At 71.3% G+C, this 13,506-nt stretch carries 13 protein-coding genes; all 13 read left to right on the top strand.

The genetic code is table 11. The features are described 5' to 3' along the window. The first annotated feature begins 148 nt into the window (after positions 1-148). The 13 genes from ACH4F2_RS33825 to nusB all read left to right on the top strand — a co-directional run bounded on the left by ACH4F2_RS33825 (position 149) and on the right by nusB (position 13,279). The gene (locus ACH4F2_RS33825) at positions 149-592 is read left to right on the top strand and encodes a DUF948 domain-containing protein (protein WP_398136564.1); all 444 of its coding nucleotides are present in this window, start codon (positions 149-151) and stop codon (positions 590-592) included. Between the two features lie 7 nt (positions 593-599). Continuing rightward, on the top strand, positions 600-974 hold the full coding sequence (locus ACH4F2_RS33820) for a hypothetical protein (RefSeq protein ID WP_398136563.1): 375 nt from the start codon (positions 600-602) through the stop codon (positions 972-974). Beyond that, complete coding sequence (gene alaS / locus ACH4F2_RS33815) at positions 974-3,646, top strand: alanine--tRNA ligase (RefSeq protein WP_398136562.1); 2,673 nt, start codon at positions 974-976, stop codon at positions 3,644-3,646. The genes ACH4F2_RS33820 and alaS overlap by 1 nt, the downstream gene beginning before the upstream one ends. Positions 3,647-3,705: 59 nt before the next feature. Beyond that, complete coding sequence (ruvX, locus tag ACH4F2_RS33810; protein ID WP_398136580.1) at positions 3,706-4,170, top strand: Holliday junction resolvase RuvX; 465 nt, start codon at positions 3,706-3,708, stop codon at positions 4,168-4,170. A 128-nt stretch (positions 4,171-4,298) separates the two neighbouring features. Then, positions 4,299-6,035: an endolytic transglycosylase MltG gene (gene mltG, locus ACH4F2_RS33805; protein ID WP_398136561.1), complete on the top strand. Its 1,737-nt coding sequence runs from the start codon at positions 4,299-4,301 to the stop codon at positions 6,033-6,035. Next, positions 6,016-6,855, top strand: a complete 840-nt coding sequence (locus ACH4F2_RS33800; protein ID WP_398136560.1) for a shikimate dehydrogenase — start codon at positions 6,016-6,018, stop codon at positions 6,853-6,855. The genes mltG and ACH4F2_RS33800 overlap by 20 nt, the downstream gene beginning before the upstream one ends. Before the next feature lie 203 nt (positions 6,856-7,058). Continuing rightward, on the top strand, positions 7,059-8,243 hold the full coding sequence (gene aroC, locus ACH4F2_RS33795) for a chorismate synthase (RefSeq protein WP_398136559.1): 1,185 nt from the start codon (positions 7,059-7,061) through the stop codon (positions 8,241-8,243). Further along, positions 8,240-8,755: a shikimate kinase gene (locus ACH4F2_RS33790; protein ID WP_398136558.1), complete on the top strand. Its 516-nt coding sequence runs from the start codon at positions 8,240-8,242 to the stop codon at positions 8,753-8,755. The genes aroC and ACH4F2_RS33790 overlap by 4 nt, the downstream gene beginning before the upstream one ends. Beyond that, the gene (aroB, locus tag ACH4F2_RS33785; protein ID WP_398136557.1) at positions 8,752-9,843 is read left to right on the top strand and encodes a 3-dehydroquinate synthase; all 1,092 of its coding nucleotides are present in this window, start codon (positions 8,752-8,754) and stop codon (positions 9,841-9,843) included. Before ACH4F2_RS33790 ends, aroB begins: the two co-directional genes overlap by 4 nt. Positions 9,844-10,039: 196 nt before the next feature. After that, positions 10,040-10,915: a Pro-rich N-terminal domain-containing protein gene (locus ACH4F2_RS33780; RefSeq protein ID WP_398136556.1), complete on the top strand. Its 876-nt coding sequence runs from the start codon at positions 10,040-10,042 to the stop codon at positions 10,913-10,915. 182 nt (positions 10,916-11,097) lie between these two features. Beyond that, positions 11,098-12,207, top strand: a complete 1,110-nt coding sequence (locus ACH4F2_RS33775) for an aminopeptidase P family protein (RefSeq protein WP_398136555.1) — start codon at positions 11,098-11,100, stop codon at positions 12,205-12,207. A 68-nt stretch (positions 12,208-12,275) separates the two neighbouring features. Continuing rightward, entirely contained in the window at positions 12,276-12,842 is a 567-nt protein-coding gene (gene efp / locus ACH4F2_RS33770; RefSeq protein ID WP_398136554.1) for an elongation factor P, read from the top strand. 2 nt (positions 12,843-12,844) lie between these two features. Continuing rightward, on the top strand, positions 12,845-13,279 hold the full coding sequence (gene nusB, locus ACH4F2_RS33765; RefSeq protein WP_398136553.1) for a transcription antitermination factor NusB: 435 nt from the start codon (positions 12,845-12,847) through the stop codon (positions 13,277-13,279). Positions 13,280-13,506 lie beyond the last annotated feature (227 nt).

The raw sequence follows: 13,506 nt of genomic DNA, 5'->3' as shown, positions 1-13,506 counted from the left end.
ATTCACTCCGTACAATCGCTTCCCGCGCCTTCACCGCACTCCGCCGCGCGCGGACGGTAATCCGGTACGGAGCCCCGTGCCCGGCGCGATAGGCTCGGTGCACGACTTTCCCGATGTTCAGGCACGTCTTTCAGGGAGCGGGTGCGCAGTGTCCGGTGGCGAGGTGGCCGGGATCCTGGTGGCCGTCTTCTGGGCGATCCTGGTCTCCTTCCTCGCCGTCGCGCTGGCGAGGCTGGCCCAGACGCTCAGGGCGACCACCAAGCTCGTGGCGGACGTGACCGACAGGGCCGTCCCGCTGCTGTCCGACGCCTCGTCGGCGGTGCGCTCCGCGCAGACCCAGATCGACCGGGTCGACGCGATCGCCTCCGACGTCCAGGAGGTCACGTCGAACGCCTCCGCGCTGTCCAGCACCGTGGCCTCCACCTTCGGCGGCCCACTGGTCAAGGTCGCCGCGTTCGGGTACGGCGTGCGCCGGGCACTCGGCGGTCGCAAGGAGGACGTGCCCGCGGGCCCGGCCAAACAGCCGCGGCGCGCCGTGATCGTCGGCCGTACGATCCCGGCCGCGCGACGGATGAAGCGGAAGAAGGACTGATCCAGCGATGTTCCGCCGTACGTTCTGGTTCGGCACCGGCGTCGCCGCCGGTGTGTGGGCCACCACCAAGGTCAACCGGAAGCTCAAGCAGCTGACCCCCGACAGCCTCGCCGCCACCGCGGCGAACAAGGCGCTCGACGCGGGCACCCGGATCAAGGACCGCGCGGTGGGCTTCGCGCTCGACGTCCGCCACAACATGGCCCAGCGGGAGGCCGAACTGGACGACGCGCTCGGGCTGAACGCCCCCGTCGACCACGAACTCCCCGCAGCCCGGCGGTACACCGCCATCGAGAACCGCAACATCGGAAACATCGAGAACCGCAGCAACCCGACGTACGTCGACAGGACGACGTACTCGTACAACCGGAATGAGGACCACTGATGGAGTCGGCCGAGATTCGTCGCCGCTGGTTGAGCTTCTTCGAGGAGCGCGGTCACACCGTCGTCCCTTCGGCGTCGCTCATCGCGGACGACCCGACTCTGCTGCTGGTCCCGGCCGGCATGGTGCCCTTCAAGCCCTACTTCCTGGGTGAGGTCAAGCCGCCCTTCGACCGCGCCACGAGCGTGCAGAAGTGCGTGCGCACGCCGGACATCGAAGAGGTCGGCAAGACCACGCGGCACGGCACGTTCTTCCAGATGTGCGGCAACTTCTCCTTCGGCGACTACTTCAAGGAAGGCGCCATCAAGTACGCCTGGGAGCTGCTCACCAGCGCCCAGGACAAGGGCGGTTACGGCCTCGACCCCGAACGCCTGTGGATCACCGTCTACCAGGACGACGACGAGGCCGAGCGCATCTGGCACGACGTCGTCGGTGTCCCGTCCGAGCGCATCCAGCGCCTCGGCAAGAAGGACAACTACTGGTCCATGGGCGTCCCCGGCCCCTGCGGCCCGTGCTCCGAGATCAACTACGACCGCGGCCCCGAGTTCGGCGCCGAGGGCGGCCCCGCCGTCAACGACGAGCGGTACGTGGAGATCTGGAACCTCGTCTTCATGCAGTACGAGCGGGGCGAGGGCATCGGCAAGGAGGACTTCGAGATCCTCGGGGACCTGCCGAGCCAGAACATCGACACGGGCCTCGGCCTGGAGCGGCTCGCCATGATTCTGCAGGGCGTGCAGAACATGTACGAGATCGACACCTCCATGGCCGTCATCAAGAAGGCCACCGAGCTGACCGGCGTGGCCTACGGCGACGCCCATGCCTCGGACGTCTCCCTGCGCGTGGTCACCGACCACATGCGCACCTCCGTCATGCTCATCGGCGACGGCGTCACCCCCGGCAACGAGGGCCGCGGCTACGTGCTGCGCCGCATCATGCGTCGCGCCATCCGCAACATGCGCCTGCTCGGAGCCACCGGCCCGGTCGTCAAGGACCTGGTCGACGTGGTGATCGGGATGATGGGGCAGCAGTACCCCGAGCTGGTCACCGACCGGGAGCGGATCGAGAAGGTCGCCCTCGCCGAGGAGAACGCCTTCCTTAAGACGCTGAAGGCCGGCACCAACATCCTCGACACCGCCGTCAGCGACACCAAGGCCGCCGGTGGCGCCGTCCTCGCCGGCGACAAGGCGTTCCTGCTCCACGACACCTGGGGCTTCCCGATCGACCTCACCCTAGAGATGGCCGCCGAGCAGGGGCTCTCCGTGGACGAGGACGGCTTCCGGCGCCTGATGAAGGAGCAGCGGGAGCGCGCCAAGGCCGACGCCCAGGCCAAGAAGACCGGACACGCCGGCGTCGGCGCCTACCGCGAGATCGCCGACCAGGCCGGTGCCACCGACTTCGTCGGCTACAGCGACACCGAGAGCGAGTCCCGGATCGTCGGCATCCTCGTCGCCGGAGCCTCCTCCCCGGCCGCCACCGAGGGCGACGAGGTCGAGATCGTCCTCGACCGCACCCCGTTCTACGCCGAGGGCGGCGGCCAGATCGGCGACACCGGCCGGATCAAGGTCGACACCGGTGCCGTGATCGAGGTCCGGGACTGCCAGAAGCCGGTACCGGGCGTGTACGTCCACAAGGGCGTCGTCCAGGTCGGCGAGGTCACCGTCGGTGCCAAGGCCCTGGCCTCCATCGACGGCCGCCGTCGTACGGCCATCGCCCGCGCCCACTCGGCCACCCACCTCACCCACCAGGCCCTGCGTGACGCCCTCGGCCCGACGGCCGCCCAGGCCGGTTCCGAGAACCAGCCCGGCCGCTTCCGTTTCGACTTCGGATCGCCGTCCGCCGTTCCGACGGCCGTGATGACCGACGTCGAGCAGAAGATCAACGAGGTGCTCGCCCGCGATCTCGACGTGCGCGCCGACGTCATGGGCATCGACGAGGCCAAGAAGCAGGGCGCCATCGCCGAGTTCGGCGAGAAGTACGGCGAGCGCGTGCGCGTCGTGACCATCGGCGACTTCTCCAAGGAGCTGTGCGGCGGCACCCACGTGCACAACACCGCCCAGCTGGGCCTGGTCAAGCTGCTCGGCGAGTCGTCCATCGGTTCCGGCGTGCGGCGCATCGAGGCCCTGGTAGGCGTGGACGCCTACAACTTCCTGGCCCGTGAGCACACGGTCGTCGCCCAGCTCCAGGAGCTGATCAAGGGCCGTCCGGAGGAGCTCCCGGAGAAGGTCTCCGCCATGCTCGGCAAGCTCAAGGACGCCGAGAAGGAGATCGAGAAGTTCCGCGCCGAGAAGGTCCTCCAGGCCGCCGGCTCGCTCGCCGACTCCGCCAAGGACGTGCGCGGTGTCGCCCTGGTCACCGGTCAGGTCCCGGACGGGACCACCGCCGACGACCTGCGCAAGCTGGTCCTCGACGTGCGCGGCCGTATCCAGGGCGGCCGGGCCGCTGTCGTCGCCCTGTTCACCACGGTGAACGGCAAGCCCCTCACCGTGATCGCCACCAACGAGGCCGCCCGCGAGCGTGGTCTCAAGGCCGGTGACCTGGTGCGCGCCGCCGCCAAGACCCTCGGTGGCGGCGGTGGCGGAAAGCCGGACGTCGCCCAGGGAGGCGGCCAGAACCCGGCCGCCATCGGTGACGCCGTCGACGCCGTCGAGCGGCTCGTGGCGGACACCGCCAAGTGAGCGACTCGATGAACGGCCGGGTGGGCGGCCGGACGGACGACCAGCCGGACGGCCCGGTCATGCGTCGTGGCCGCCGCCTGGCGATCGACGTCGGGGACGCCCGTATCGGGGTCGCCTCCTGCGACCCCGACGGGATCCTCGCCACGCCGGTGGAGACCGTCCCCGGACGCGACATCCCGGCAGCACACCGCCGTCTGCGGCAGCTGGTCGAGGAGTACGAGCCGATCGAGATCGTCGTCGGCCTCCCTCGCTCCCTCAAGGGGGGCGAGGGCCCGGCCGCGGTCAAGGTCAGGGGCTTCGCCCAGGAACTGGCCCGGGGCATCGCGCCGGTGCCGGTCAGGCTCGTCGACGAGCGGATGACGACGGTGACCGCCAGTCAGGGGCTGCGCGCCTCGGGAGTGAAGTCCAAGAAGGGCCGGTCCGTCATCGACCAGGCCGCCGCTGTGATCATCCTTCAGCAGGCACTGGAATCCGAACGGGTGTCAGGCAGGGCACCCGGTGAGGGCGTCGAAGTGGTCATCTGATCGCGATACGGTAACGTTCCGCGCGATGCGGAGGCATTCGAACAGCCACCGCACAGCAAGAGGCGGAACGGAAGGCGGCCCTCCATGACAGGCCGTGCGCGCCGTCGCCTCGCGGCTCTAGGGGATCGATGACTGAGTATGGCCGGGGCCCAGGCTCCGAACCGTGGCATCCGGAGGACCCGTTGTACGGGGACGGCGGATGGGGCGGACAGCAGGCCCACGCGGGCCAGCAGTCCCCCTACGGCGGCCAGCCGCAGCAGTATCCGGAGCAGCAGCAGCCCCAGCAGCAGTACGGCGACTGGGGCGACGGCGGCCAGTCCGCCCATGGTCAGCAGCCGCAGTACGACCAGTACGGTCAGCAGTACCCCGAGCCGCAGTACGACCAGTACAACCAGAATCCGCAGTACGACCAGTACGGTCAGCAGCAGTACGACCAGCAGTACGCGCCGCAGGGGCAGTCCCAGCAGGGCTACGACGACGGCGGCTGGGCAAACGGCGCGCAACCCCACGCGCAGTACCCCGCCGACCCGTCGGACCCCTACGGCCAGCAGGCCGCCGCCTACGGCGCGGAGCAGCCCGACTTCTACGGCACCCCGGAGGCGTACCCGCCCCCGGAGCCCCCGGGTCGCCGGCGCGCCGAGCCCGAGCCGCAGGACGCCGACGGGGACGCCGGTCCCGACGAGGGAGAGCACGCGTTCTTCGCGGGCGGGGACGCCGGCGAGGAAGAGGACGGCGAGGGCGGCGCGGGGCGGGGCGACCGCAGGAGCCGGGGCGGCAAGCCCAAGAAGGGCCGCAGCGGAGTCGCGTGCCTCGTGGTCTGCCTGGTGCTGGGCGGCGGCGTGGCAGGAGTCGGATATTTCGGCTTCCAGTTCTACCAGGAACGTTTCGGCGCGGCCCCGGACTACGCGGGTGACGGCAACGGCGAGCAGGTGACCGTCACGATCCCCAAGGGCGCGGGCGGCTCGACCATCGGTCAGGAGCTCAAGCGGAAGGGCGTGGTGAAGAGCGTCGACGCCTTCATCGCCGCCCAGCAGAGCAATCCCCAGGGCAAGAGCATCCAGGACGGCGTGTACACGCTGCAGAAGGAGATGTCGGCCGAGGCCGCGATCGAGCTGCTGCTCAATCCCAAGAGCCGCAGCAACCTGATCATCGCCGAGGGCAAACGCAACGTCGGCATCTACAAGGACATCGACAAGCGCCTCGAACTGGCCGAGGGCACCACCGCCAAGGTAGCCAAGGCCGAGTGGAAGAACCTCGGCCTGCCCGACTGGGCGATGAACCACAAGGACGTCAAGGACCCGCTGGAAGGCTTCCTCTACCCGTCGAGCTACTCGGTGGCCAAGGGCCAGAAGCCCGAGGAAGTGCTGAAGCAGATGGTGGCGCGGGCCACCGAGCAGTACGAGAAGATCGGGCTCGAGGAGAAAGCGGAGGGCCTCGGCCTCGACGGGCCGTGGCAGCTGCTCACCGTGGCGAGCCTGGTGCAGGCGGAGGGCAAGACGCACGAGGACTTCCGCATGATGTCCGAGGTCGTCTACAACCGGCTCAAGCCCACCAACACCGAGACCAACCAGGAACTGCAGTTCGACTCGTCCTTCAACTACCTGCTGGGCCAGAGCGAGATCCACATCAGCGAGTCCGAGATCAACAGCAACCCGGACCCGTACAACACCTACACCAACAAGGGCCTGCCGCCCGGCCCCATCAGCAATCCCGGCGAAGAGGCCCTGAAGGCGGCACTCGATCCCACGGAAGACGGCTGGATGTACTTCGTGGCCACCGACGGCCTGAGCAAGACCGAGTTCGCCAAGACGCACGACGACTTCCTGAAGCTGAAGGACAAGTTCGATGCCAGCTCGGGCAACTGACCGTCGGCGAGCCGCCGTTCTGGGCTCGCCGATCGCCCACTCCCTCTCCCCGGTCCTGCACCGCACCGCCTATGCCGAGCTGGGCCTGGAAGGCTGGACGTACGACCGCTTCGACGTCGACGAAGAGGCGCTGCCCGGCTTCTTCGAGGGGCTGGGCCCCGAGTGGGCGGGGCTGTCGCTCACCATGCCGCTCAAGCGGGCTGTCATCCCGCTGCTCGACGGGATCAGTGAGACGGCGGCCTCCGTGGACGCGGTGAACACCGTGGTGCTCACCGAGGACGGCCGGAAGACCGGCGACAACACCGACATCCCGGGCATGGTCGCCGCCCTGCGCGAGCACGGCATCGAGAAGGCCGAGACCGCGGCCGTCCTCGGCGCCGGCGCCACCGCCTCCTCCGCGCTGGCCGCACTGGCCCGGATCTGCACCGGCGAGATCGCCGTCTACGTACGCAGCCGGGCGCGGGCCGCCGAGATGCGGGGCTGGGCCGAACGCCTGGACGTCGACGTGCGCATCGCGGACTGGGCGGACGCCGAGGAGGCGCTGCACGCCCCGCTGGTGGTGGCCACCACCCCGGCCGGTACCACCGACGCCCTCGCCGCCGCCGTCCCGGAGAAGCCCGCGGCCCTCTTCGACGTGCTCTACGACCCGTGGCCGACCGCCCTCGCCGCCCGCTGGTCGGCTTACGGCGGCGCCGTCGTCAGCGGGCTCGACCTGCTGCTGCACCAGGCCGTGCTCCAGGTGGAGCAGATGACGGGCCGCGCTCCGGCCCCGCTCGCCGCGATGCGTGAAGCGGGCGAGCGAGCCCTCGCGGACCGTTAGCGCCCCTCCGGGCCCGCGGGCGCCCTTGGCGTCGCCCGGCGCCCGCGCCCGTCCGCCAGATGGACCGGCGGCCTGGTCCCGGACCCGGACGTGGGAGGATCGGAGGTGGCGGACCGGGGCCGCGCACCCGGACACGCCGTCGCCGTACGCGGAGTAGGCGCGTACGCAGGGCATAACCGGGGCGCGAGCACTGAGGAGCACCGTTGAGCAGGTTGCGCTGGCTGACCGCGGGGGAGTCCCACGGTCCCGCACTCGTCGCGACGCTGGAGGGTCTGCCCGCCGGGGTACCGATCACCACGGACATGGTGGCGGACCACCTGGCGAGGCGACGGCTCGGCTACGGTCGCGGTGCGCGGATGAAGTTCGAGCGGGACGAGGTCACCTTCCTCGGCGGCGTCCGGCACGGGCTCACCCTCGGCTCCCCGGTCGCGGTCATGGTCGGCAACACCGAGTGGCCGAAGTGGGAGCAGGTCATGGCGGCCGACCCGGTCGACCCGGAGGTGCTGGCCGGCCTGGCCCGCAACGCGCCCCTGACCCGCCCCCGCCCCGGCCACGCCGACCTCGCGGGCATGCAGAAGTACGGCTTCGACGAGGCCCGGCCCATCCTGGAGCGCGCCTCCGCGCGGGAGACGGCCGCCCGGGTGGCCCTGGGCGCCGTGGCACGGTCGTACCTGAAGGAGACGGCCGGCATCGAGATCGTCAGCCATGTCGTCGAACTGGCGGCGGCGAAGGCGCCGTACGGGGTGTACCCGACCCCGGCGGACGTGGAGAAGCTGGACGCCGACCCGGTGCGCTGCCTGGACGCCGACGCCTCCAAGGCGATGGTCGCGGAGATCGACCAGGCCCACAAGGACGGCGACACCCTCGGCGGCGTGGTCGAGGTGCTGGCGTACGACGTCCCGGTCGGCCTCGGCTCCCACGTGCACTGGGACCGCCGGCTGGACGCCCGGCTGGCCGCCGCCCTCATGGGCATCCAGGCCATCAAGGGCGTCGAGGTCGGCGACGGCTTCGGGCTGGCCCGGGTGCCGGGCTCGAAGGCGCACGACGAGATCCTGGCCGGCCCCGACGGTATCAGGCGGGCGTCCGGCCGCTCCGGCGGCACCGAGGGCGGTCTGACCACCGGCGAGCTGCTGCGCGTGAAGGCGGCCATGAAGCCGATCGCCACCGTGCCGCGGGCGCTGGGGACCGTGGACGTCGCCACCGGCGAGGCCACGCAGGCCCACCACCAGCGCTCCGACGTGTGCGCGGTGCCGGCGGCCGGCATCGTCGCCGAGGCGATGGTCGCCCTGGTCCTGGCGGACGCGGTGGCGGAGAAGTTCGGCGGCGACAGCGTGCCGGAGACCCGCCGCAACGTCCGCTCCTACCTCGACAACCTGGCCATCCGATGAGCGCACCGCTGATCGTCCTGGTCGGACCGATGGGCGTCGGCAAGTCCACGGTGGGGCAGCTGCTGGCCGAACGCCTCGGCGTCGGCTACCGGGACACGGACGAGGACATCGTCTCCGCGCAGGGACGGGCCATCGCCGAGATCTTCGTCGACGAGGGCGAGTCCGCCTTCCGGGCCCTGGAGAAGGAGTCCGTGCGGACCGCCCTCGCCGGACACGACGGCGTCCTCGCCCTCGGCGGCGGCGCGGTCCTGGACGCGGACACCCGCGGCCTGCTCGCCGGACAGCGCGTCGTCTACCTCTCGATGGACGTCGAGGAGGCCGTCCGGCGCACCGGTCTGAACGCCGCGCGCCCGCTGCTCGCGATCAACCCGCGCAAGCAGTGGCGCGAGCTGATGGAGGCCCGCCGCAGCCTCTACGAAGAGGTCGCCACGGTCGTCGTCGCCACGGACGGCCGCACGCCCGAAGAAGTCACCCGAGCCGTCCTGGACGCAGTGGAGTTGAAGGAAGCATGAGCGAGGCAGTCACCCGGATCCAGGTCGGCGGCACCGCCGGGAGCGAGGCCTACGAGGTCCTGGTCGGCCGACAGCTCCTCGGCGAGCTGGCCGGGCTGATCGGCACGAAGGCCAAGCGGGTCGCCGTGATCCACCCCGAGGCCCTCGCCGAGACCGGCGACGCGCTGCGCGCCGACCTCGCCGGGCAGGGCTACGAGGCGATCGCCATCCAGGTACCCAACGCCGAGGAGGCGAAGACCGCCGAGGTCGCCGCGTACTGCTGGAAGGCGCTCGGCCAGTCCGGCTTCACCCGTACCGACGTCATCGTCGGCGTGGGCGGCGGCGCCAGCACCGACCTGGCCGGATTCGTGGCCGCGACCTGGCTGCGCGGCGTTCGCTGGATCGCCGTCCCCACCACCGTGCTGGCCATGGTGGACGCGGCCGTCGGCGGCAAGACCGGCATCAACACCGCCGAGGGCAAGAACCTCGTCGGCTCCTTCCACCCGCCGGCCGGTGTCCTGTGCGACCTGGCCGCCCTGGACTCGCTCCCGGTCAACGACTACGTCTCCGGCCTCGCCGAGGTCATCAAGGCCGGCTTCATCGCCGACCCGGTGATCCTCGACCTGATCGAGTCCGACCCCCAGGCCGCGCGCACCCCGGCCGGACCGCACACCGCCGAGCTGATCGTGCGCTCCATCAAGGTCAAGGCGGAGGTCGTCTCCTCCGACCTGAAGGAAGCGGGCCTGCGGGAGATCCTCAACTACGGCCACACGCTCGGCCACGCCATCGAGAAGAACGAGCGCTACAAGTGGCGCCACGGCGCCGCCGTCTCGGTCGGCATGCACTTCGCCGCCGAACTGGGCCGCCTCGCGGGCCGCCTGGACGACGCCACCGCCGACCGCCACCGCAGCATCCTCGAATCGGTCGGCCTGCCGCTGCACTACCGCCACGACCAGTGGCCCAAGCTCGTCGAGAACATGAAGGTCGACAAGAAGTCCCGCGGTGACCTGCTGCGCTTCATCGTCCTGGACGGCCTCGCCAAGCCCACCGTCCTCGAGGGACCCGACCCGGCCGTCCTCCTCGCCGCCTACGGCGAGGTGGGTGAGTAGTACCCCGCCGCACCTTCCGCCCGATTCGCCTTGCGTGACGGGCACTTCGGACCGCCCCCGGCCGTTCACAGAACGACGGCCGGGGGCGGTACCGTTCGGACGGGGGTTCCCACGCCGTTTAGGGTGTGGGGGGAAGCGGGCGGGCCCCCTTCCCGCCGTCAGCGCCCATCGCCTGTACGAGACGGAGTGGCACCGGATGCAGCACGCAGTGGGTTCTCCGCTGCCGCCGCCCCATCAGCCGGGGCACGGACCGGCCGTCGGCTGGTCGCCGGCCGCACACCACCCGGGCCCGCACCAGGGTCCCGCCCCCGTACCGCCGCCCGCGGCGCCGGGCTACCCCGTGCAGGCCCCGCACCCGTCTCCGGCCCCGGGTGCCGGCCCGCACCCGGGCCCGCACCAGGCGGCACCCGTCCCGCCCCCGCCCGACACCACCGGCCATGTACCGCTGCCGCCCGGCGGCCCCGTGGCCGCGCCCAGCGTGCCACCCGCCACGTCCACCGGGCCCGACCCGGCCACGGCCACTCTCGCGGTGCTGCTCATCGGCCCCGCGGGAGCCGGCAAGACCAGCGTCGCCAAGTACTGGGCGGACCACCGCCGGGTCCCCACCGCCCACATCAGCCTCGACGACGTCCGTGAATGGGTCCGCTCCGGCTTCGCCGACCCCCAGACGGGGTGGAACGAGAACTCCGAGGCCCAGTACCGCCTCGCCCGCCGCACCTGCGGATTCTCCGCACGCAACTTCCTCGCCAACGGCATCTCCTGCATCCTCGACGACGCGGTCTTCCCGGACCGCCCGGTCGTCGGCCTCGGCGGCTGGAAGCGGCACGTCGGCCCCGGCCTGCTTCCGGTCGTCCTCCTGCCGGGCCTGGACGTCGTCCTGGAGCGCAACGCCGAACGCAGCGGCAACCGGCGGCTCACCGACGAGGAGGTCGCCCGCATCCACGGCCGCATGGCCGGCTGGTACGGCTCGGGTCTCCCGATCATCGACAACTCCACGCTGGACGTACCGGAAACCGCCCAGGTCCTGAACGAGGTCCTGACCCGCTCCATAGCGAGCCCCCCGAGCTGGTGACGAGGGGGACCGGGAGCGCTTCGAAAGGGGCGCGGGGTACTGCGCGACAGGCCCTCACCGGCCGGCAGGTGCCGAACAATGACAAGCCCCACCCCGATTGACACACCGGTGTACCCGCACGCACCTCCCCACTCGGCCTCTCTCAAGCGGCGTACCCCGAGCGGAGCTCTTACGCTCGGCTCATGTCAGAGGTGTACGCGGCCCGCCGGACGCGTCTACGAGAACGCTGCAACGCGGGCGGCAGCGCGGCGGCGCTCGTTTCCCGGCCCGCCAACGTGCGCTATCTCGCGGGCGCGGCCCCGCACGGTGCCGTGCTGCTGCTGGGCAAGACCGAGGACCTGCTGGTCTGCTCGGGGCCCCCGGACGACCGGCCGACGGACGGCGTCCGGCCCGACGACTCCCTGCCGGTGCGGGCCCTGCCCGGACCCGGCGGCGACCCGGCCGTCGCGGCCACCGGCCTCGCCGCGGCCCAGGGCGCCGAGTCCCTCGCCACCGAGGACCATCACCTCACCGTGGTCCGGCACCGCGCCATGCGCTCGGTCGCACCCAGGCTGCGCCTGACCGACCTCGGCCAGGCGGTCGAACAGCTCCGGGTGGTCAAGGACGAGGAGGAGATCTCCTGCCTGCGCATCGGCGCCGAGATCGCCGACCAGGCCCTCGGTGAACTCCTGGAGTCCATCCTGGTCGGTCGCACCGAGCGGCACCTCGCTTTGGAACTGGAGCGCCGCCTGGTCGACCACGGCGCCGACGGTCCCGCCTTCCCCACCTCTGTCGGCACCGGCCCGAACTCGGGACGCCGCGGCCACCGGCCCACCGACCGGCGCGTGGAGGAGGGCGACTTCCTCTCCGTCTGCCTGGGCGCCACTTACCGCGGCTACCGCTGCGAGATCGGCCGTACGTTCGTCATCGGCACCTCGCCGGCCGACTGGCAGATCGAACTGTACGATCTCGTCTTCGCCGCCCAGCGGGCCGGCCGGGAGGCCCTCGCACCGGGCGCCGCCTGCCGCGATGTGGACCGCGCGGCCCGGCAGGCACTGGACTCGGCCGGGTACGCGGAGAACCTTCCGACCCTCACCGGCCACGGTGTCGGACTCGAAATCGACGAGGACCCGCAGTTGGCCCCCGCGGCCATGGGTAAACTGGACGCTTGTGTGCCGGTCACCGTCGAACCGGGGGTCCACCTCCCGGGCCGGGGCGGGGTCCGGATCGATGACACGCTCGTCGTGCGCCCCGAGGCGGACGGCGGACCCGAGCTACTCACCATCACGACCAAGGAGCTGCTCGCGCTCTAGCCTTCGCGCTGAGCGCCTGCCTGCCCCGAGGTCGTCCACGTCAGTCCAGTCCAGGAGATTCCGCAACCGTGGCTTCCACGAACGACCTCAAGAACGGCATGGTGCTCAAGCTCGAAGGCGGCCAGCTCTGGTCCGTCGTCGAGTTCCAGCACGTCAAGCCCGGCAAGGGCCCGGCCTTCGTGCGCACCAAGCTCAAGAACGTGCTCTCCGGCAAGACCGTCGACAAGACCTTCAACGCCGGCGTCAAGGTCGAGACGGCCACTGTCGACAAGCGTGACATGCAGTTCTCCTACATGGACGGCGAGTACTTCGTCTTCATGGACATGGAGACCTACGACCAGCTGCACGTCGACCGCAAGGCCGTCGGCGACGCCGCCAACTTCCTGATCGAGGGCTTCACCGCCACCGTCGCCCAGCACGAGGGCGAGGTGCTCTTCGTCGAGCTGCCCGCCGCCGTCGAGCTGACCATCCAGGAGACCGAGCCCGGCGTCCAGGGCGACCGCTCCACCGGCGGCACCAAGCCCGCCACGCTGGAGACCGGCTACCAGATCCAGGTCCCGCTCTTCATCACCACCGGTGAGAAGATCAAGGTCGACACCCGCTCGAGCGACTACCTCGGCCGGGTGAACAGCTAACCGTGGCTGCCCGCAACACGGCCCGCAAGCGCGCCTTCCAGATCCTCTTCGAGGGCGATCAGCGCGGTGCCGACGTCCTGACGGTCCTCGCCGACTGGGTCCGGCACTCCCGGTCCGACACCCGGCAGCCGCCGGTGAGCGAGTACACGATGGAGCTGGTCGAGGGCTACGCCGAGCGCGCGAAGCGCATCGACGAGCTCATCGCCCAGTACTCGGTCGGCTGGACGCTCGACCGCATGCCGGTCGTCGACCGCAACATCCTGCGCCTGGGCGCCTACGAGCTGATCTGGGTCGACGCGACCCCGGACGCCGTCGTCCTGGACGAGATGGTGCAGCTGGCGAAGGAGTTCTCCACGGACGATTCGCCCGCCTTCGTCAACGGCCTGCTGGGCCGCCTGAAGGACCTCAAGCCCTCGCTGCGCCGCGACGAGGGCTGAGCGAGGCCCTGGGCCGACGGAGACCAGACCCCACCACGCCGGAGGGCCCGCAGCAGGCGCGCTGCGGGCCCTCCGGCGCGTTTCTCCGCACCACCTGGCACCTGTGAGGCACAAGACAAGCCGCCGGGGGGGGGGGGGGCCCGGGGGGGGGGGGCCCCCCCCCCCCCCCGGGGTGGGGGGGGGGGGGGGGCCCCCCCCCCCCCCGGGGGCGCCCCCCCCCCCCCCCC

This window comes from Streptomyces sp. NPDC017890, assembly GCF_044328675.1.
In the GTDB taxonomy this organism is placed as follows: Bacteria; Actinomycetota; Actinomycetes; order Streptomycetales; family Streptomycetaceae; genus Streptomyces.
The sequence above is the reverse complement of the archived record's forward strand: the minus strand, read 5'-3'. Positions and strand labels throughout refer to the sequence as shown.

What these genes read in the sequence shown, in the direction of transcription:
- ACH4F2_RS33820 (WP_398136563.1), top strand. Translation starts at nt 600, where the DNA reads ATGTTCCGCCGTACGTTCTGGTTCGGCACCGGCGTCGCCGCCGGTGTG.
- alaS (WP_398136562.1), top strand. Translation starts at nt 974, where the DNA reads ATGGAGTCGGCCGAGATTCGTCGCCGCTGGTTGAGCTTCTTCGAGGAG.
- ruvX (WP_398136580.1), top strand. Translation starts at nt 3,706, where the DNA reads ATGCGTCGTGGCCGCCGCCTGGCGATCGACGTCGGGGACGCCCGTATC.
- mltG (WP_398136561.1), top strand. Translation starts at nt 4,299, where the DNA reads ATGACTGAGTATGGCCGGGGCCCAGGCTCCGAACCGTGGCATCCGGAG.
- ACH4F2_RS33800 (WP_398136560.1), top strand. Translation starts at nt 6,016, where the DNA reads ATGCCAGCTCGGGCAACTGACCGTCGGCGAGCCGCCGTTCTGGGCTCG.
- ACH4F2_RS33790 (WP_398136558.1), top strand. Translation starts at nt 8,240, where the DNA reads ATGAGCGCACCGCTGATCGTCCTGGTCGGACCGATGGGCGTCGGCAAG.
- aroB (WP_398136557.1), top strand. Translation starts at nt 8,752, where the DNA reads ATGAGCGAGGCAGTCACCCGGATCCAGGTCGGCGGCACCGCCGGGAGC.
- ACH4F2_RS33780 (WP_398136556.1), top strand. Translation starts at nt 10,040, where the DNA reads ATGCAGCACGCAGTGGGTTCTCCGCTGCCGCCGCCCCATCAGCCGGGG.
- ACH4F2_RS33775 (WP_398136555.1), top strand. Translation starts at nt 11,098, where the DNA reads ATGTCAGAGGTGTACGCGGCCCGCCGGACGCGTCTACGAGAACGCTGC.